The following is a 19,561-nucleotide window of genomic DNA, read 5'->3' on the forward strand; positions in this document are numbered from 1 at the left end:
CGATCCTGGCCGCGGGGTCAGGCGGCGCGCAAGCGCTTCGTCAGCGCTGCGACCAGGGCGTGCGCTGGTACAGCGTGCGGTAGCCTTCCTGCAGACCGCGCAGGCGGGTGAACCAGGCCTCGCCTTCCTCGGGGCGCGGCTCGGTGAAGCGGGCACGGAAGGCGGCGACGAAGGCGGGGTCGCGCACCACATCGGCCATCGCCTCGCGCAGCTTGGCCAGCACCGCGGGCGGCACGCCGGCCTGCGTGACCAGGCCGCGTTCCGAGGCCATCTCGACATCGAAGCCCAGTTCCTTGAGTGTCGGGACGTCGGGCCGGAAGGAACTGCGCGCGGCCCCGGCCATCGCCAGCGTCCGCAGCTTGTCGCGATTGGCCGAGACCGGGCCGAGGTTGAGCCCCATCGAATCGACCTGCTTGCCGAGCACCGCCGCCATCAGCTGCGGGTCGCCCTGGAACACCACGTGCACCCACCGCGTGCCCGTCGCGGCCTGCAGTAGAACCAGCTGCAGATGGTCGTCGGTGCCCACACCCGGCGAGGCGTAGGTGATCGTCTCGGGCCGCGCGCGCGCCGCGGCGATCAGGTCGGGCAGCGTGCGATACGGGCTGTCCTCATGCACCGTGATCGCGGTCGGGTCGGTGACCATGTTGGCGATGCCCGCGAAGTCATCGAGCTTGAACTGCGCGGTGCGCTCGATCGGGATGGTGAGCAGCCCAGGCATGTTGGTCGTGCCGAGCACATGCCCGTCCGGCCGCGCGCGCGCGACGGACGCAAGCGCGACCTCGCCGCCGGCGCCGGGGCGGTTCACCACCACCACCGACCCGCCGATGCGCCGTTCCAGCATGGGTGCGATCGCACGCGCATCGAGGTCGGTGGCGCCGCCGGGGACGAAGCCGACGACGATCTCGACGGGCTTTTCCGGCCAGCGATTGGCCTGGGCGAGCGCCGGCGCGATGCCGGGCGCGGCAAGGCCGGCGCCAGCGGCGAGCAGCGTGCGTCTTGTCGTTGTCATGACGTCCTCCATGCGGTTCTTTCCGGCAGCATGGCATGCGTCGCCGCCGGCCGCGAGGTCATGGCGCGCCGGCGGCCCTGGCCAGTTCGCGGCGCAGCACCTTGCCTTGCGCGTTGCGCGGCAGGGCCGCCACGATGTCGATGCGGCGCGGCGCGCGCATGCCCAGCCGCGCGCGGCAATGCGCCAGCAGCGCGGCGGCGTCGAAGCCCTCGCGCGCGACCACCGCCAGCACGGGAATGTCGCCGAGGGCCGCCGAGGCCAGCGGAAATGCGGCGCATTCCACGACGCCGAGGAAGCCCTCGGCCACCGCCTCGATCTCGGCGGGGAAGATCTTGATGACGCCGAGCGTCATGCGGTCGTCAACGCGCCCGGCCACCAGCAGCACGTCGCCGGACAGGCGCCGGCCAATATCGCCGGGGTGGAACCAGCCGTCGCGGAAATACGTCGCATCGGCCTCGGCGTCGTCGAGGTAGCCTGCGACCAGGGCTGGCGTGCGGAAGCGCAGCAGCCCGTCCTCGCCCTCGGGCAGCGGGCGGCCGGCGTCATCGAGGGCTTGTGCGTCCACGCCGGGCAGGATGCGGCCGACGGAATCCGCATGGTCCTCGTGGTCGTGCGGGCCGGCGATGCTGACGATGCCGGCTTCCGTGGTGCCATAGAGGACATGCAGCGCGCTGCCGAGCCGACCCTGCACGTCGCGCCGCACCGGCTGCGGCACGCGGGTGCCGGTGGTGACAATGGAGGTGCCGGCGGGCCAGGGCGCGCTGCCCAGCGCATCGGGCAGTGCCGCGACGTCCTTCGGTGCCAGATGGACGCGCGTGACGCCGTGGCGCGCGACCAGCGCAGCGAGGTCGCGGGCGGACAGGTCGCCGGCGATCACCTCGGTCCCGCCGGTGACCAGGCTGCGGTAGGTCAGGCGCTTGCTGTGGTTGCCGTCGAAGCTCGGGCGATGCACGAACACCCAGCCGAAGCCGGCGATGCGCTCCGCCTGGTCGAGCAGCATGGGTTCGCGCGCGATCATCAGCTTTGGCCGGCCGGTGGTGCCGGAGGTCGCCATGACCAGCTCGCCATGGCCGATCGGCGGCAGGCTATCGGGCGCCTCGCGCGCGGCGGCCTCGCGGTCGGGGCGCATCAGTGCCGCGCCGCCCAGCGCATCCGCCGCGTCGTCGGCGATGATGGCGACGACACCGACCCGGCGCACCAGGTCCTCGCGCAGCGGCACCGGATCGCGCCGCGGCAGCCCGACCTGCCGGCAGCCCAGCCGGATCAGCGCCAGCGAGCACACGATATGCGTCCAGTCATCGGCGAGGGTGATGCCGACCGCATCGCCGGGTGCGATCCCGGCACGCAGGATTTGCGCCGCATAGGCGCGCACGAGGCGCGCGACTTCCCCGTAGCCCATGGGCCCATCGGCGCGGATGAAGGCGGCGCGGTCGGGCGCGGCGCGGGCAATCGCCTCGACCCGCGCCATCATGGGCGCGTCAGGCGGCACGGGCCTCGTTGCCGTCGATCCAGCGCATCAGCCGCGCCAGGCCTTCCTCCATGTCGACCTCGGGCTTCCAGCCGATGGCGGCGAAGGCCTCCTCATGCGCGATGCGGAAGGCGCCACCGGAGGTCAGGCGCACCTTGCCCGGCGTGTCGCCGACGAATTCCGGTTCGACGTCGCTGCCCGCCAGCTTCGTGACCATGCGCACCAGTTCAAGCGTGGTGACCGGCTTCGGCCCCGAGGTGTTCACCGCGACATCCGTCGCTGGCGATTCGAAGGCCATGCGATTGGCCCGCGCCAGGTCGCCGACATAGACGAAGTGCTTGGTCTCGGACCCGTCGCCGAAGACCTGCGGGCGTTCGCCGCGCTTCACCTTGTCCCAGGTCTCGATGATGTAGAGCGCGTTCGCCGCGCGGTAGTGCTGGCGTTCGCCATAGACGGTGGAGTAGCGCAGCACGACGTAGTCCTGCCCGAAGCGGCGCTTGGCGTCGCGGCAGAGCTGTTCGCCGATGATCTTGGTCGCGCCGTACAGGATAGCGGCCGGCGGGGCGCCCACCGAATGGAAGGGTGTGTCCTCGACCAGGTCGCCCTTCACGCCGGGGCCGTAGCCGTACACGGCGTTGGACGACGCAAAGACAACCTTGCGCACCTTGTTCGCGCGCGCCGCTTCCAGCGCGTTCTGTACGCCACGGACGTTCACATCCAGCCCGCCCCACGGGTCGGTGTTCATGTTCAGCGTCATGTAGGCTGCGAGCAGCAGTGCCCCGTCGCAGCCTTCCATCGCGCGCAGTAGGTCAGGCAGGCGCATCACGTCGCCGCGCACAAGGCGCAGGCGCGGATTGTCCTTCAGATGCGCGATGGCGGCATCGGAGCCCATGGAGAAGTTGTCGAACAGGACGACCTCGGCGGCGCCGGCGTCGAGCAGCTCGGCGGCAGTGGCGGAGCCCACGAGGCTCGCTCCGCCCACGATGATGAACCTGTGGCCGGCGACCGGCACGGCGGCAGTCATGGACACAACCTTCCCTTCTGACGTTTCCGGCACCGAGGATCGCGCGTGCAGCGCCGCAGCGATAGGGGGCAAGCGGCACGCTGCGCTTGCCCCGCGCCGGCGCGACGTGGTGCTATCGCCCGGCGGGCGGCACCACGCAGTCCTCGCCCCTTGATGGATGGCGCGCCATGGCTTCGATCATCGGGCTTTACGCGGCGAAGTTCCGGGAGAACCTCAGCTACCATCCCGTCTGGCAGCCCGGCACCGGGCTGGTACCGGGCGATGTTGGCGTGATGAAGGATGGCGTCTTCGTGCGCGAGGGCCATGTCTCGCAACTCCAGGGCAGCGTGGTCCCGGAGCCCACGCAGCAGACGCTCGCCGCGCCGATGAAGTTCTCGGTGGGTGTGACGGCCAAGGCGGCGGCGCAGGGCGGCGCGCAAGTCGATCCCGCACTGAAGGTCGAGGCCTCGCTGAAATTCGGATCGAACGGCGGCGTGGTGTTCGACGCGCGTGACCGCGTGCAGCATGCGCTCGCCAATCTCGGCCTCGTGCTCGCGGCGCTCGACTGGGGCTCGCCGGAGTTCGACGACGTGGTGGTCGTCTCGGAGGTGCATTCCGCGCGCGTCGCGGCGCTTGCGGTCGCCGTTGGCAGCGAGGGCGAGGTCGAACTGAGCGGGTCGCTCAAGGCGTTGAAGGCGCTCGACGTCGGCGACGCCTCCGTCTCCTTCGGCGCCACGACAGGGGCGGCCTATGCGCTGCAGCTGCGCGCCAGCGACCAGCCGCATCCCGTCGCCCTGCGGCTCTATGGCGCGAGCCGCTCGATCTGGGGGCGCCGCTCCCGGCCCGAACTGCTCGGTGCCGGAGACCCCGCTGCGGCGCCCTTGCCGGCGCAGCCCTTTGTGGAACTCAGCCCCTTTGCGATCGAGTAAGCCCCGTGACGGGTCAGGCCGGTACCCTGCGGCTGGAGAGCGCGGCGGCGGCGCAGGCCGTTCTTGACAGATACGACCGGGACACAGGCCGCTGGCACCTCCCGCTGGTGGGCGAGTTCTGGGACGCCGTGGCGGAAGCGCACCGCCGAGGCCTGACCGGCCACGGCCGTCGTGCAGCGGTCGTCGATTCCGCATTCGACCTGTCGATCCCGGCGCTGCATGCCGCCTCGGGCGGCGCGCCGCAGATGGCCGCCCGCGCGGGCGAGCCCACCGCGCATGGCACGGTGGTTGCGCTGCTGATCCTCGCGGTCGCGCCGGATGCGCAGCTCGACCTGTACGAGACGACCGCGGATGGCGTGCCGGACGGCTTCGCGGTGCGCGCGGCGCTGCGCCGCATCGCGCTGTCCGGCGTCGATGCCGCCTGCCTCAGTCTCGGTGTCGGGGTGCCGCGCCACGAGGTAACCGTAGAGCCCGCGGATAGCCTCGCGGATGCGAGCTTCACCGACATGCTGCTCGGCATGTTCGCCGCAGCCGGGCGGCAGGTCGCGAGGCCCCGCACCTGCCCGGCCTCGCCCTGCCTGTGTGAGGCGGCGCGGGCCGCGTCCGCGCAGGGGCCGATCATCGTCGCTGCCGCCGGAAACGCCGTCGATGGCGTGTTCTGCCCGGCGGTTGCCGAGGGCGTGGTCAGCGCCGGCTTCCAGCTGGACGCGCGCGAACTGACCGCCGAACAGACCGAGCTCGCTGCCGCGATCCCGCCCGACTTCGCGCAGAGCGACGTGACCGACCTCACCATCCGCCAGCCCGCCGGCGTGCTGGGGAGCAGCTTCGCTGCGCCGCTGGCGACCGGCGCCGCACTGCTCGGCTTCGATGGCGCGACGCTGCCGGCGATGATGGACAGCGCGCGCTTTGGCGGCGGCGCCGATGCAATCCTGCCGGCAATCGTGAAGGGGGATTGGCCCAAGGAGCTCGCGCCCTACGTGCTGCGCACGCACGAACATGCGATCGCGGCCTTCCCGCACATGCCGGACATCCTGGCCGGGACGCATTGGTGCATCGGCAGCGCGCTGCTGGCGACGACCACACTGGTCAACGCCGCCTATGCCGAGATGCAGTTCGGCGAGGCCGACCGCGCCGAGCCGCTGCTGCGCGCTGCGCGCCGGCTGGTGCCGGATAATCCGCATGCACCGGCGAACCTAGCGGCGCTGCTGCACAACCGCGCGCGGCGCGGCGCCGGCGATCCGGCAGCGCTGTGCCGCGAGGCGCTCGATCTTGTGCTGGTCGCCAAGGCGGCGCGTCCGGGCTACCAGGGATACGACGAGCGCGAGGCGGCCATCCGGCGGTGCCTGCGCGAGCTCGGCGCCTGAGCGTCAGCCGATCCGCGCTTGCAGCGCGGTCAGTTCCTCGAGGAAGCGCTGCGCCGCCGCATCGGGAGCCCAGGGCCGCCAGGGCGCGTCGCCGTAGCGCACCGCCAGCGGGTCGCGCGCCATCACCGCGGCGCGGATGCCCAGCGTCTCGCGCACCTCCGTCGCGGTCCAGCCGACAACGTGGACCGCCTCGGCCGCCGCCACCGCGATGTCCACCACCTTGTGTGCGCGCTTCTCCTCGGGGGTCCAACTTGGCAGCCGGTAGCGCGTGGCGATCACGCCCGACAGCCGCGCCTGCAGTTCGGCGAAGCCCGGCCCCAGGAAGGGCTTGAGCGGCGAAATGCAGTCGAAGTTGATCAGCCCCTCATCGGCATCGTGCAGCAGTTCGCGCAGTTCCTGCGCCGGTGCCAGGCGGTGGCGCGTACGCGTGCGGCGCAGCGCCAGCACGCTCAGCGAATGCTGCGCCACCGACAGCGGCTCCGGCCAGGCGGAATGCCCGCCCCAGCGGAAGGTGCGGGCCAGGCCCGTGGCCAGGTCCGCATCCGTCCAGTCGAAGGGCGTGGGGGCCAGCAGGTCGAGCCGCCGGCCCGAGGGCAGCCGCACCCAGGCGCGGTCAGCCACGGCGCGCCGCGTCAGTAGGTGGCAAACACCCGCTCCAGGTCGGTGATGCCATGCGCGAGGGCCAGGGCCAGCAGCACGCGCGCCTTCTGCGGCGTGAGGTTGTCCGCGGTCACGAAGCCGAGCGCGGTGTTCTTGCTCGTCTTGGCCGCCCGCCCCGACATGGCGCGCGAGGATGTCACCACCGCGACCCCCTGCTTCACCGCCGCTGCCATGGCTTCCGACATCGCCGGCGTCACGTAGCCCGGCGCGAAGCCGGCGGTAACGATGCCCTTGGCACCGGCGGCGACGAAGGCCTCGATCGCGGTGCCGTCGGCACCGGCATAGGTATAGGCGATGTCCACGCGCGGCAGCGCATCCAGTCCGCGGACGTCGAATTCCGTGTCGGGCGCGAGGCGCCGCAGCGGGCGGCGGTACCACGCGACCAGGTCCGCATCCGCATGGCCCAGCGCGCCGAAATCCGCGGTGCGGAAGGTCTGCAGCCGAAGGGTCGAGGTCTTGGTGACCTCGCGCGCCGCCTGGATTTCGTCGTTCAGCAGCACCAGCGCGCCGAGACCGCGCGCGCCCGGGTCGGCTGCCACGCGGCAGGCGTTCAGCAGGTTCATTGGCCCGTCGCCGGCCAGCGCGGAAGCCGGGCGCTGCGCGCCCACCACCACCACCGGTTGCGGAATCTTCAGAGTCAGGGAGAGAAAATACGCCGTTTCCTCCAGCGAGGCGGTGCCGTGCGTCACCACGACTCCTGCCAGGTCCGGGTGTTCGGCCGACAGGCGGTCGCAGATCAGCACGAGCTGCTTCCACTCAGGCCAGGCCAGCGCGGTGGACGGGATCGCCTTGAAGGGCACCGGCAGCACATCGGCCACCAGCGCGAGTTCCGGCACGCGGGCGATCACGCCGTGGACGTCCAGCACCACGCCGGCCGCACCGTAGTCGATCAGTTCGAGCGGGCCGCGCCCCATCGAGGAGATCGTGCCGCCGGTGCCGATGATGGCGACCTTGGGTTTCGTGCTCATGCCGCCGCTGCTCCCGCCGCGCCGATGCGCAGCCTGTCGATCACGTGGTCGGCGGTCATGACGTCGCCGAAGATGTTCCAGAAATTCGCCAGCGACGCGTTGTGCTCGGCATCACTGTTGGCGGCGTTGCAGTCGGCGACCATGACGGTCCGGAAGTTGGTCATCATCGCGTCGCGCGCGCTGCTCTCGCAGCACACGTTGGTCACGGTGCCGCCGATCAGCACCGTGTCGAAGCCGCGTGCGCGCAGCCGCGCCGGCAGGTCGGAGGATCCCTGGATGAAGGCGCTGAAGCGGTGCTTCTTCACGCGCTCGTCCTCCGGCCGCACGTCCAGCGCGGGCCACAGTGCATGGCCGGGAGCGCCCGCGGTCATGGCGGCGACGCGACGCGCGCGGGCGGCGGGCGTCCACATCCGCTGCATCACGCTCCAGGACGCGTCGTCGGCGTCATCATGGGTGTTCTGGATCCAGAAGACGCCGCCGCCGGTCGCACGCAGCGCCGCGGCCAGGCGGTTCACCGCGGGGACGATGCGCTCGGCCATCGGGCAGCAGGCATGGCTGATGGCGGGGTCCATGAAGCCCACCTGCATGTCGATGACCACGAAGGCGGTGCGCGCGGGTACCAGGTTCTCGAAGGGGTGCGCGCGGCCGCAGCGCGCCTGCACGCGCGCGATGATCTCGGGAGGAATGGCAAGGGGATGCATGCGGGCGGTCTCCCGTGGGCGGGTGGTGCGCCGGCGAGGGTGTGCGTTTCCTGCGTGGCAGGCTATCGGCGTGGCGCCGGCACGGCAACCCGTGCGCGCATCAGGCGCGGGCCTCGACAACCGCGGTGGTCAGCCGCGACACGCAGGCGAGTTTGCCGTCGCCGCGGCGGATCTCGGTCTGCCAGACCTGCGTGGTGCGGCCCAGGTGCAGCGGGCGGCAGGTCGCGGTCACCACGTCGCCCTTGGTCACCGCGGCCAGATGGTTGGCATTCACCTCGAGCCCGACGGCGCGGCGGCCCTCGGGCAGCGTCAGGGTGCTGGCGATGCTGCCCAGCGTCTCCGCCAGCACGACCGAGGCGCCGCCATGCAGGATGCCGAAGGGCTGCACATGGCGGTCGTCCACCGGCATCTCGGCGCGCAGGAAATCCTCTCCGACCTCCAGGATGCGGATGCCGAAAAGACCGGGCAGGCTGCCGGCGAAGCGGGCTTCCATCTGCTCAGGTTCGGTCGGTCTTTGCCAAATTTTCATGGAAAATCCCAAATTTTTTACGCTCTCGCGCGATTGTGTCGTTGCGTCTGAGTGCCTGCGGGCCGATTTTATTTCAAGACGAACAGACAGCCATCGGTCTGGTATCGCTATATCAACTTGCGGTAGAAAATCTCCGGTGTATTTTACCGCCACGAATCACTGGGAACACCACGGTCTGCCTCGCGAATGCGGAAGTTGGAGCTGAATGAGGGCATCGAGCCCCTGAGCCGAGATTGGACAGTGACGTCGTGCATGTCGTGATGGACGTTTCAAGGTTCCTGGCATGCGGCCGCCGACTGGCGCCGTCAGGGATTGATCGTGTCGAGGCCGCCTATGCGCGCCGGTGGCTCGATGCCCCCGCGAACGCGGTCACCTTCGTCGCCCGCGGGCCGCGCAACGGCTATTCCGCAGTGCCGCGCGGCATTGTCGCTGACCTCGCGGACCGGCTGAATGTCGCCTGGTCGGGCGGGCCCGACGCCGCGGCGGCGCTGCGAAGCGCGCGCAGGATCGGCATGCTGGCGCTGGCGCGCATGATGGTCGGGCGCGGCCGCGCCCGCGTCGCCGAGGTGATGGCGCGCGACCGCCGCACCGTGTTCCTGCTGGTCTCCCACCGCCTGATGGAACAGCCCGAGCCGATCGCCGAACTGCGGCGCGCCGGGGCCGCCTTCATCCCGCTGGTGCATGACCTGATCCCAGCCACCCATCCGGAATACGCCCGGCCTGGGGTCGCCATGCAGCACCTCCAGCGGCTCGAGACGGTGGCGGCGCTGGCCGACGGCATCATCGTGAACTCGGCAGCGACCGCGGCCGTTCTGCGCCCACACCTGGTGCGCCAGGCAGCGATGCCGCCGGTGCTCGTGGCGCCGCTGGGCATCGGCCGCCCGGCCCCCGCGGCGCTGCCCGCGGGCCCGGTCGACGCGCCCTATTTCGTCGTGATCGGCACCATCGAACCACGCAAGAACCACCTGCTGCTTCTGCACCTGTGGCGCGACTTCGCTGCCAAGTGGGGCCAGGCCGCGCCGCGGCTGGTCCTGGTCGGGCGCCGCGGCTGGGAGAACGAGAACGTGCTCGACCTGCTCGAGCGCTGCACCCTGCTGCGCGGGCTGGTGCACGAGGCCGGCTCGCTGCCTGACCCCGAGGTCACGGCGCTGCTGGCCGGCAGCCGCGCCCTGCTGTTCCCCTCCTTCGCGGAAGGCTACGGGCTGCCGCTCGCTGAGGCGCTGGCCGCCGGCGCGCCGGCGATCTGTTCGGATCTCGCGGCCCTGCGCGAGGTCGGTGGCGCCGTGCCCGAATACCTCGACCCCCTCGATGGCGCGGCGTGGCGGCGGCTGGTGCTGGACTATGCGGCGCCCGACAGCCGCGCGCGCGCCGCCCAGCTGGCCCGGCTGCGGGACTGGCGCGCGCCTGCCTGGTCGGACCATTTCGCCGCGGTGGACGGGCTGCTGGCGAGGGTGACCGCACGCGGCGCGTCTGCCCTGCCCGTGCCCCAGCGCGCCGAAGCGCGGGTTGCCATCGCCGCGCCGGACGCCTTCGGCGCACCGCCAGTCGGCCTGCGATGACGCGCCCAGGCGCACCGGGCATACTGCGTGCATGAACGCTGGACGCCGGCGGCGCATAGCAGGACTGGGCCAGCCCGTGCAGGACGCTATCGCCATCGTGGGCGCCGCCTGCCGGCTGCCGGGTGCCGAGGACCTCGACGCCTTCTGGTCGCTGCTCGAACAGGGGCGCGACGCCGTCACCGCGGTTCCGGCCGATCGCTTCGACCAGGCGCGCTGGCTGCACCCGCGCAAATCCGAGGCCGGGCGGTCCTATACCTTCGCCGCCGGCACCATCGGGGACGCGGCGGCCTTCGACGCCCAGGCCTTTGGCCTGTCCCCGCGCGAAGCGGCGGAGATGGACCCGCAGCAGCGCGTGCTGCTGGAAGTCGCCGCCCATGCCTTCGAGGATGCCGGCTGGCCCGGCGAACGCCTGGCCGGGCGCAATGTCGCGGTCTTCGTCGGCGGGTCCTCGACCGACTACGCGGAACTGCGCCTCGCGGACCCGTCCTCGGTCGATCGCTTCTTCATGACCGGCAATGCGCTGTCGATCCTGGCGAACAGGATCGGCAACGTCTTCGACCTTCGGGGGCCGGCGCAGACCATCGACACGGCCTGTTCCTCCTCGCTCGTCGCTTTGCATCTCGCGGTGCGCGCACTGGCCGACGACCCCGCGCTGGAAGCGGCGGTGGTGGGCGGCGTGTCGATGCTGCTTTCGCCCTATTCCTTCATTGGCTTCTCGCGCGCCGGTATGCTCTCACCGACCGGGCGCTGCCGCGCCTTCGACGCCGGCGCCGATGGCTACGTGCGCGCCGAGGGCGCCGGCGCCATCATCCTCAAGCGCCTGCCCGACGCGATCGCGGCGGGAGACCCCATCCGCGCGGTGCTGCTGGGCAGCGGGGCGAATGCGGCAGGGCGTACGATCGGCCTGTCGCTGCCCAACCGGACCGCGCAGGCCACGCTAATGGAGCGCGTGATCGGGCGTGCCGGCGTCTCCCCTGACCGCTTCCTGGCCTTCGAGGCGCACGGCACCGGCACCCGCGTGGGCGACCCGGCGGAGACCTGGGCGATCGGCACCACCATCGCGCAGCGCCGCTCCGCCCCGCTGCCGATCGGGTCGGTCAAGACCAATATCGGGCACCTGGAAGCGGCCTCGGGCATGGCCGGGCTGCTGAAGGCGATGCTGATGCTGCAGCACGGCGCGGTGCCGCCTTCGCTGCATTTCCACACGCCCAATCCCGAGATCGACTTCGCCGCGCTGAACCTCGCGGTGCAGACGCGCCATGCTGCAGCGCCGGTGCAGGCGGATTCGGTCGTCGGCGTGAATTCCTTCGGCTTCGGCGGTACCAACGCGACCGTGCTGCTGGGCCGCGCGCCCGCCGCCGCGCCGGCGCGCGGGCCGTCCGGGCGCGGCAGCCCGCCGCTGGTGCTCTCGGCGCGTTCGGCCGCCGCGCTGTCGTTGCTGGCGGAGCGCTGGCGCGACCGGCTGCTCGGCGCCGATGCCACCGAGGCCGCGCGCCTCGCGCGGGGCGTCGCGCAGCATCGCGACCTTTCGCCGCATCGGTTGGTGCTGCGCGGCCCCGACATCCCCGCTGCGATCGCCGCCTTGCAGGCGAATGACGGCAGCGCCGTGCAAGGTGAGGCGGTGCGCGGTTCACTCGCCTTCGTCTTTTCGGGCAATGGCGCGCAATACGCCGCGATGGCGAAGACGGCGTTGGCCGCCTCGCCCGCCTTCCGCGCGGCGGTGAAGCAGGCGGATGCCGCGCTGGCGCCGCTGCTGGGCTGGTCCCCGCTGGTGGTGCTGAAGCGCGGCGTCAGCGCGCAGGCGCTGGCCGGCACCGACATCGCGCAGCCGCTGTTGTTCGCCATCCAGGTCGGGGCGGTCGGCGCGCTGGCGCAGCAGGGGCTGCGCCCGGCGGTGGTGCTCGGCCATTCGGTGGGCGAGGTCGCGGCCGCCTGGTGCGCCGGCATCCTTCCGCTCGACCAGGCCGCACGGCTGATCGTGGCGCGATCGCGCCACCAGCACGCGACGCGTGGTGCCGGGCGCATGGCTGCGATCGGCTGCGCGCCCGACGCCGCGGCGGCGCTGCTCGAAGCGTGTGGGCCGGGGCTCGAGGTTGCCGCGGTGAATGGCCCCGACGCGATCACCGTGGCCGGCCCGGCGGAGTCCATCGCACGGCTCTGCGCGGCGGCCGAAGCGCAGCGGGTCTCGGCCGTGCCGCTCGACCTCGACTACGCCTTCCACGCCGCCGCCATGGACCCCGTGCGGGACGGGCTGCTGGCCGACCTCGCGACGCTCGCGCCGCAGCCCGGCGCGGTGCCGATGGTCTCGAGCGTGTCGGCCGCGGTGCTGCGCGGCGATGATGCCGGCGCGCCCTATTGGTGGCGCAACCTGCGCGAACCGGTGCGGTTCCGCGATGCCGCGCGCGCCGCCGGCGCGATGGGCGCGCGGCTGTTCCTCGAAATCGGCCCCACCCCCGTCCTGCAATCCTACCTGCGCGAAAGCCTGCGCGAGGACGCCGCGGAGGCCGCGGTGCTGCCGTCCCTCACGCGCCGCGACCCGCCGGGCGACCCCTTCCCCGCCATCGCCGACCGTGCGGTCGCGCGCGGCGCCGACCCGCGCGGTGGCACCGCCTTCGCGGGGGCGGGCGAACGCGACCTGCCGCTCACGCCCTTCGCGCGCAGCGCCACCTGGTTCCCGCGCACGGTCGAATCCGCGCGCCTGACCGATCCGCTGCGCGACCACCCGCTGCTCGGCATCCGCCAGGGACCGGACCCGGGCGTCTGGACCGCCTTCCTCGACACCGAACTCATGCCCTGGCTGGCCGATCACCGGCTGATGGGCGAAGCGGTGCTGCCGGCCGCGGGCATGGCCGAGATGGCGCTCGCCGCCGCCGCCGCGCTGCACCCCGAGGCCGCTGCGCTGGAGGTGACCGACCTCGCGATCCTGCGCCCGCTGGCGCTCGAACCCGACCGCACGCGCGAAGTCCGCAGCGTGGCCGACGCCGAGGGCGGGTTCGTGCTCGAAAGCCGGCGCCGCCTGGCCGACGAACCCTGGAGCCTGTCCGCCCGCGCACGGGTCGCGCCCCTGCCTCGGCTGCCCGCCGCGCCCGCTGGCAACCAGGCGCCCGACCAGGCGCTCCCGGCCCGCCGCGCCGTGACCGGCGCCGAGGTCGTGGCACTCGCCGCGCGCTGCGGGCTCGACTACGGCCCCGCCTTCCAGCCGGTCGAACGGGTGCTGGTCGACGACGCCACCGGGCAGGGGCTGGTGTCGCTGCGCCTGCCCGCGGCCGCTCCGCCCGCCGCGGGCTACCTGCTGCATCCGGTGCTGCTCGACGGCGCCTTGCAGGGGTTGGTCGCGCTGCTCTCGGCCCTGATGCGGCCCGAGGGGCAGTCGCTGGTGCCGGTGCGCATCGGGCGGCTTGCCGTGCGCCGCGGTGCCGCCCCGCCCGCCAGCGCCGAGGTGACGCTGACCCGGCGCGGCGAACGCGTGCTCGCCGCCGACCTCACGCTGCGCGACGCCGATGGCGCCGTGGTAGCGACCTGCCAGGATGTCTGGCTGCAGCGCGTGCGCCTGCCGGGCCGTCTTGCCCCGGCCGAACACGCCTTCCGGCTCGACCCCGTGCCCGCCGCGCCGCTGCCCGCCGCCCCCGCGCCGATCGACGCGGATGCCGCGCTGGATGCCGCGCGCACCGCCGATGCCGCGGCTGACATGACGGAAGCCGCGCTGCTGCTGGAAGGCTTCGCCGCCGCCGCCGCGGTCGCCGCCCTGCCCGCCGCGCCGGCGCTGGCCAGCCCCTACCGCCGTGCGCTGTGGCGCGGCCTCGCCGAGAGCGGCCTGGCCGAGGAAACCCCGTCTGGATGGCGCCTCGCCGAGGACCAGTCGCTGCCACCAGCCGAGGAGATCTGGCGCGCCGTGCTGGCCGAGCAGCCGCGCCTCGCCCTCGACATGGCGTGGCTGGCCCATGCCGCCGAGGCGCTGCCCGAGGCGCTGGCCGGGCAGGTCCGCCCGCACGCCCCGCCGCCCGCCGAAGCCGGGGCCTTCGCGCGCCTCGCCGGCGTGCTGGAAGCGGCGATCGCCGCGCTGGTCGCCGCCTGGCCGCAAGGGCGCCCGCTGCGGGTGCTCGACCTCTCGCCCGGCGGGCCGCTGACCCGCCGCGCCGTCGCCGCACTCGTCGCCGGCGGCCGGCGGGTGGAATACCGCGCCGCAGGCGAGGCCCGCGCCGGCGGCGCCCCGCCCGCCGCGGCGGGCATCGACTTCGCCTGGACGCCCTGGAGCCCGCTGGCCGGGTCCGGCGCCGCTCCGGTCGCGGATCTGGTCATCGGCGTCGCTGCGGGGGCGCTGGCGCGGTCCGGCACCGCCCTCGCCGCCGCGCTGCGCCGCGCCGCGGCCCCCGGCGCGCTGCTGCTGCTGGCCGAACCCGCCCCCGGCCGGCTGTGGGACTTCGCCTGCGGCCAGGACCCTGCCTGGTGGGAGGGCGGCGCGGGCGCCCTGCCTGATGCCAGCGCCTGGACGCATGCCCTGGCCGAGGCCGGCTTCGAGGCGCCCGAGGCGCTGCCGCTGGTGGCCGCGCCCTGGCCGGCGCTGCTTGTGGCGGCGCGCGCGCCCTCCGTGGTGCTGCCGGCCGCGACGAAGCCGCGCCACGTGATGGTCTGCGCCGCCCCGAATGCCACGCGCCTCGCTGCCGCGCTGGCGGCCGCGCTGCTCGCCGCCGGCCACGGCGCGGTGACCCGCTCGCTGGCCGATCGGCCCGCGCCGGCCATGCTGCGCGGGCGCATCGTGGTGGGGCTGGCTGGTGACGACGCGCTGCCCGCGACCCTCGCGGCCGCCACGCGGCTGGCCGAGGCCGCGCAGGGTGCCGCCGACGGCTTCGCCCTGGTCGGCGCCGGGGATGCGCCGGGCGCTGCCGCGTTGGCCGGGCTTGGCCGCGTGCTGGCGAACGAGATGACCGAGCTGCGCCCACGCCGCATCACCATCGACCCCGCCTTGCCGCCCGAACAGGCGGCGCGGCGGCTGGTCGCGGAACTGCTCCACGACGACCCGGTGCCGGAGGTGGCCATCACGGCGGCCGGCCGCGCCACACCGGTCTTGGCGCCCGGCCTGCCGGTGCCGATGCCCACCGGGCCACGCCGGCTCGCGGTCGGCCAGCCTGGCCAGATCGGTTCCCTGGCCTGGGAGGCGGAACCCGCCCTGCCCGCGCCCGGCGCCGGCGAGGTGCGCATCGCCATTGCCGCAACGGGGTTGAATTTCCGCGACCTGATGTGGGCGCAGGGCCTGCTGCCCGAGGACGCGCTGATGGACGGCTTCGCCGGCCCCACGCTCGGCATGGAATGCGCCGGCGTGGTGCAGGCGGTCGGCCCCGGGGTAGCGCTGAAGCCCGGCCAGGGGGTGTTCGGCTTCGCGCCGGCGGCCTTCGCGACCCATGCGCTGACGCGCGCCGAGGCTCTTGCCCCCCTGCCCGCGGGCCTGTCGCCCGAGGCCGCCGCCACCGTGCCGGTCGCCTTCATCACCGCGGCCTATGCTCTCGAGACGCTGGCACGCATCCGCCCGGGCGAGCGCGTGCTGATCCATGGCGGGGCCGGCGGCGTGGGCCTCGCCGCGCTGCAGATCGCGCGCGCGGCGGGCGCACTGGTGGCGGCGACCGCCGGCAGCGAAGAAAAGCGGGCCTTCCTGCGCGCCGCCGGCGCCGACCTGGTGCTCGACAGCCGCGACGCGGGCTTCGCGGACCGGTTGCGCGCCGCCTGGCCCGGGGGCGTGGATGTCGCGCTGAATTCCCTGGCCGGCGAAGCGATGGAGCGCACGCTCGGCCTGATGGCGCCCTTCGGGCGGTTCATCGAACTGGGCAAGCGCGACTTCGTGGAAAACCGCCGCGCGCCGCTGCGCCCCTTCCGCCGCAACGTGTCCTACTTCGCGGTGGATGCCGATGCGCTGCCGCGGGCGCGCCCGGACCTCGCGCAGGCGCTGCTGGCCGACATCGCGGCGCGTCTCGCGGAAGGTGCATTGCTGCCGCTGCCGCACGCGGTCTTCGCACCGGAGGAGGTCGAGACCGCGTTCCGCACGCTGCAGGCCTCGACCCATATCGGCAAGCTGGTGGTGCGCCCACCGGCGGGCGACGGTGCCGCGGCGCCGGCACCCTGGCGGCCGGATCCGGACGGGCTGTATCTGGTGCTGGGCGGCGTGCAGGGCTTCGGGCTGGAATGCGCGAAATGGCTCGCGGCCAATGGCGCGGCGCATCTGGCGCTGGTCTCGCGCCGCGGGCGCGCCACGCCGGGCGGTGATGCGGGGCTGCGCACGCTCGCGGCCCTTGGCGCGCGCGCGCGGATCGAGGCCTGCGACGCGACCGATGCGACGGCGCTGGCGGCGCTGCTGGGGCGCTTGCGGCGCGACGGCCCGCCGATCCGCGGCGTCGTGCACGCCGCCGCCGCCTTGGCGGATGGCGCGGCCGCCACGATGGATGCCGCGCGCTTCGAGGCCGTGCTCGCGCCGAAGCTGGTGGCGGCGCGGAACCTCGACAGGCTGACGCAGGCCGACCCGCTGCACCTGTTCCTGCTGTTCTCTTCGGCGACCACCGCCTTCGGCAATCCGGGGCAAGCGAACTACGTCGCGGCCAATGCGGCGCTGGAGGCGCTGGCACGGCAACGCCACGCGGCGGGGCAGCCGGGCCTGGCGGTGGGCTGGGGGCCGATCGCCGATGCCGGCGTGCTGGCGCGTGATGCCACCACGGCCGAGACGCTCGAACGGCGCACCGGCGTGGCGCCGATGCCGGCGCAGGCGGCTCTCTCCGCGCTGCCCGCATTGATCGGCGCGGGCGCGCCGGTCGTGCACCTCGCGCGCGTGACCTGGGCGAGCCTGTCCTCGGCACTGCCGATCCTGGCGGAGCCCGCCTATGCCGGCATCCGCACCGCCCGCCAGGGAGACCAGGAAGGTGCGGACCTGCGCGCCGAACTGCGCGCCCTGCCGCCCGATGACGCCCGCGCGCGACTGGTGCGCCTGGCGCAGGAGGAGATCGCGCGCATCCTGCGCCTGCCGCTGGAAGCGATCGGCGCGGATGCGCCGGTGGCAGGGCTCGGGCTCGACAGCCTGGGCGGGCTCGAGCTGCGCATGGCGCTGGAGCGCCGGCTTGGCGTACAGGTGCCGCTGGCGGCGGTCACCGAGGATCTGACCATCGCCGTGCTGGCCGGGCGCATGGCCGGCGTGGTGCTGGAAGACAGGACGGAACAGGCGGTGGAATCGTTCATGGATGCCTACGAACCCGCCGCGGCCGAGGCGGTGAAGTGACGCAGGGTTTCGGCTTGTCGGCCACTGCGCGGCTCGCGCTGCTGCAGCGCCTGTCGAAGCGCAAGGAAGAGAAGGGCCCCGCGCCCGGCGCGGCGCGCGCCTTCCGCGAATTGCCCGGCCAGCGCGACATGGAACTGATCCGCGAGGCAGCCAGCGCGCTGGGCCTCGAGAACCCGTTCTTCCGCCCGCATGAGGGTGTCGCGTCAGCCACCACGCGCATCGGCAACCGCGAGGTGATCAACTACGGGTCGTACAATTACCTCGGCCTGAATGGCGATGCGCGGGTGCAGGCGGCGGCGCAGGCGGCCATTGCACGCCATGGCGTCTCGGCCTCGGCCTCGCGCATGGTCTCGGGCGAACGGCCCGTGCATGGCGAACTGGAAGCGGCGATCGCGGCGCATTACGGCGTGGATGCCGCGCTGGCCTTCGTGTCGGGCCATGCGACCAACGTGACCGTGCTGGGCCACCTGATGGGCCCACGTGACCTGATCCTGCAGGATGCCGCCATCCACAATTCCGCGGCCGAGGGCGCCAGGTTGTCGGGAGCGCGGCGCATCGCCTTCGCGCATAACGACTGGCGCGCGGCGGAGCGCGAACTCGGCGCGGCACGGCGCGGCGCGCGGCGCGCGCTGATCGTCATCGAGGGGCATTACTCGATGGATGGCGACATCCCCGACCTGCCCCGCTTCATCGAGATGGCGCGCCGCCACGACGCCTGGCTGATGGTGGATGAAGCGCATGGCATGGGCGTGGTCGGGGCCACCGGCCACGGCATCCACGAACACTGTGGCGTCGATGCGCGCGAGGTCGACATCTGGATGGGGACCTTCTCGAAGACCCTGTCGGGCTGCGGCGGCTACATCGCGGGCAATGCCGACCTGGTGGCCTGGCTGAAGCATTCCGCCCCGGGCTTCGTCTATTCGGTCGGCATGGCGCCGGCGCTCGCCGCCGCGGCGCTGGAATCGCTGCGCATCCTGGCAGCGGAGCCCGAACGCGTGGCGCGGCTGCAGGCGAACAGCACGCTGTTCCTGCGGCTGGCGAAGGAGGCCGGACTGGATACCGGCACCTCGGCGGGCTTCGCGATCGTGCCGGTCATCGTGGGGTCGTCGGTGGGTGCCGCGCGGCTGTCGCAGGCGCTGTTCGACCGCGGCATCAATGTGCAGCCCATCCTGTACCCGGCGGTGCCCGACAGTTCGGCGCGGCTGCGCTTCTTCCTGTCCTCCGAACATACGGAAGCGCAGATCCGCCAGACCGTCGCGGCCCTGCGCGCGGTGATGTCGGGCACGCAGCAGGCGGAGCTCGCGCGGTAGCGACCATGCGCCGCCTGCGCATCGCGGTCCTCACGCTCGAGAGCACTGCCAGCGCCGAAGCCGCCGCGCGCGTGGTGCGCGAGAGTCGGCACGACGTCGTCTTCATCGGCCTGTCCGACCCGTATCGCGGAGGTCTGGCACGAACGCGGGCGATGGTCGTGCGCAGCGGGCCGCGCATCCTGCCCTGGATGGTCGTGGAATTCGCGGCGCCGCGGCTGCTGCGCGCGCGCCCCGGCGGGCCGCTGATGGATGCGGCACGCGCCCGCGGCGTGGCGCCGGTGGCGCTGGGCGACGTGAACGGCGAATCGGCGCGCGCGATGGTCGCGCAGGCGCGGCCGGATGTGATCGTGACCTGCCATTTCGACCAGATCCTCGTACCCGAGGTCATCGCGATCGCGCCCTGCGGCGGGGTGAACCTGCATCCGTCCCTGCTGCCGCGCCATCGCGGGCCGATGCCCTGCTTCTGGGCCGCGGCGGAGGGAGGCGCGGCCTACGGCGTCAGCATCCATCGCCTGGCGGCGCGGATCGATGCAGGGGCGCTGCTTGCGCAGCGCGCCGCGGCACCACCGGCCGGGGCCAGCGTCTCGGCCGCGGCGCGGATGCTGCACCAGGTGGGTGCGGCGATGCTGGTCGAGGTGCTGGACGCCATGGCGCAGGGCAGCGAGCGCGGGCGCGACCTGCCGCTACTGCCCTATTGCCCCTTCCCCGATCGATCGGCGCTGGCGGATGCGGCGCGGCGCGGGGTGCGGTTGACCGATGCCGCCGACCTGCGCGCGGCGCGCGCTCTCGGCGGGGTCGCGCGGTGA

Annotated in this window: 13 protein-coding genes; 6 read left to right on the top strand and 7 right to left on the bottom strand. The window is 73.4% G+C overall.

Annotated features, from left to right (window positions below):
* Nucleotides 1-40 precede the first annotated feature (40 nt).
* Genes MWM08_RS19275 through MWM08_RS19285 form a run of 3 tightly spaced genes read right to left on the bottom strand, consistent with a single transcriptional unit; the run spans nt 41 to nt 3,501 of the window.
* Nucleotides 41-1,009, bottom strand: a complete 969-nt coding sequence (locus tag MWM08_RS19275) for a tripartite tricarboxylate transporter substrate binding protein (RefSeq protein ID WP_244408137.1) — start codon at nt 1,007-1,009, stop codon at nt 41-43.
* A 58-nt stretch (nt 1,010-1,067) separates the two neighbouring features.
* Entirely contained in the window at nt 1,068-2,480 is a 1,413-nt protein-coding gene (locus tag MWM08_RS19280; protein WP_244408138.1) for a class I adenylate-forming enzyme family protein, read from the bottom strand.
* A 7-nt stretch (nt 2,481-2,487) separates the two neighbouring features.
* Nucleotides 2,488-3,501, bottom strand: coding sequence for an NAD-dependent epimerase/dehydratase family protein (locus MWM08_RS19285; RefSeq protein WP_244408139.1), 1,014 nt, complete (start codon nt 3,499-3,501; stop codon nt 2,488-2,490).
* 167 nt (nt 3,502-3,668) lie between these two features.
* Between MWM08_RS19285 and MWM08_RS19290 the strand changes: the two genes are divergently transcribed.
* Both MWM08_RS19290 and MWM08_RS19295 read left to right on the top strand, forming a co-directional pair.
* Nucleotides 3,669-4,409 carry a hypothetical protein gene (locus tag MWM08_RS19290; protein ID WP_244408140.1) on the top strand — a complete coding sequence of 247 codons (741 nt, stop codon included), beginning with the start codon at nt 3,669-3,671 and terminating at the stop codon, nt 4,407-4,409.
* A gap of 107 nt (nt 4,410-4,516) precedes the next feature.
* Nucleotides 4,517-5,773 carry a S8 family serine peptidase gene (locus tag MWM08_RS19295; RefSeq protein WP_244408141.1) on the top strand — a complete coding sequence of 419 codons (1,257 nt, stop codon included), beginning with the start codon at nt 4,517-4,519 and terminating at the stop codon, nt 5,771-5,773.
* A 3-nt stretch (nt 5,774-5,776) separates the two neighbouring features.
* Here the strand turns inward: MWM08_RS19295 and MWM08_RS19300 are convergent, their stop codons facing one another.
* From MWM08_RS19300 to MWM08_RS19315, 4 genes are all read right to left on the bottom strand, one after another.
* A complete protein-coding gene (locus MWM08_RS19300; RefSeq protein WP_244408142.1) occupies nt 5,777-6,394 on the bottom strand; it encodes an HD family hydrolase in 618 nt (205 codons plus the stop codon).
* A gap of 11 nt (nt 6,395-6,405) precedes the next feature.
* On the bottom strand, nt 6,406-7,401 hold the full coding sequence (locus MWM08_RS19305) for an asparaginase (RefSeq protein WP_244408143.1): 996 nt from the start codon (nt 7,399-7,401) through the stop codon (nt 6,406-6,408).
* The gene (locus MWM08_RS19310) at nt 7,398-8,102 is read right to left on the bottom strand and encodes an isochorismatase family protein (protein ID WP_244408144.1); all 705 of its coding nucleotides are present in this window, start codon (nt 8,100-8,102) and stop codon (nt 7,398-7,400) included. The genes MWM08_RS19305 and MWM08_RS19310 overlap by 4 nt, the downstream gene beginning before the upstream one ends.
* Nucleotides 8,103-8,202: 100 nt before the next feature.
* Nucleotides 8,203-8,595: a hotdog fold thioesterase gene (locus MWM08_RS19315; RefSeq protein WP_244408145.1), complete on the bottom strand. Its 393-nt coding sequence runs from the start codon at nt 8,593-8,595 to the stop codon at nt 8,203-8,205.
* 269 nt (nt 8,596-8,864) lie between these two features.
* Here MWM08_RS19315 and MWM08_RS19320 point away from each other — a divergent pair, with 269 nt between their 5' ends.
* Genes MWM08_RS19320 through MWM08_RS19335 form a run of 4 tightly spaced genes read left to right on the top strand, consistent with a single transcriptional unit; the run spans nt 8,865 to nt 19,561 of the window.
* Complete coding sequence (locus MWM08_RS19320; RefSeq protein WP_244408146.1) at nt 8,865-10,190, top strand: glycosyltransferase; 1,326 nt, start codon at nt 8,865-8,867, stop codon at nt 10,188-10,190.
* A gap of 31 nt (nt 10,191-10,221) precedes the next feature.
* Entirely contained in the window at nt 10,222-17,445 is a 7,224-nt protein-coding gene (locus tag MWM08_RS19325; protein WP_244408147.1) for a type I polyketide synthase, read from the top strand.
* Nucleotides 17,442-18,755, top strand: a complete 1,314-nt coding sequence (locus MWM08_RS19330; protein WP_244408148.1) for an aminotransferase class I/II-fold pyridoxal phosphate-dependent enzyme — start codon at nt 17,442-17,444, stop codon at nt 18,753-18,755. Before MWM08_RS19325 ends, MWM08_RS19330 begins: the two co-directional genes overlap by 4 nt.
* 5 nt (nt 18,756-18,760) lie before the next feature.
* On the top strand, nt 18,761-19,561 hold the full coding sequence (locus MWM08_RS19335) for a formyltransferase family protein (RefSeq protein ID WP_244408149.1): 801 nt from the start codon (nt 18,761-18,763) through the stop codon (nt 19,559-19,561).

The organism is Roseomonas fluvialis, from assembly GCF_022846615.1.
GTDB lineage: Bacteria > Pseudomonadota > Alphaproteobacteria > Acetobacterales > Acetobacteraceae > Neoroseomonas > Neoroseomonas fluvialis.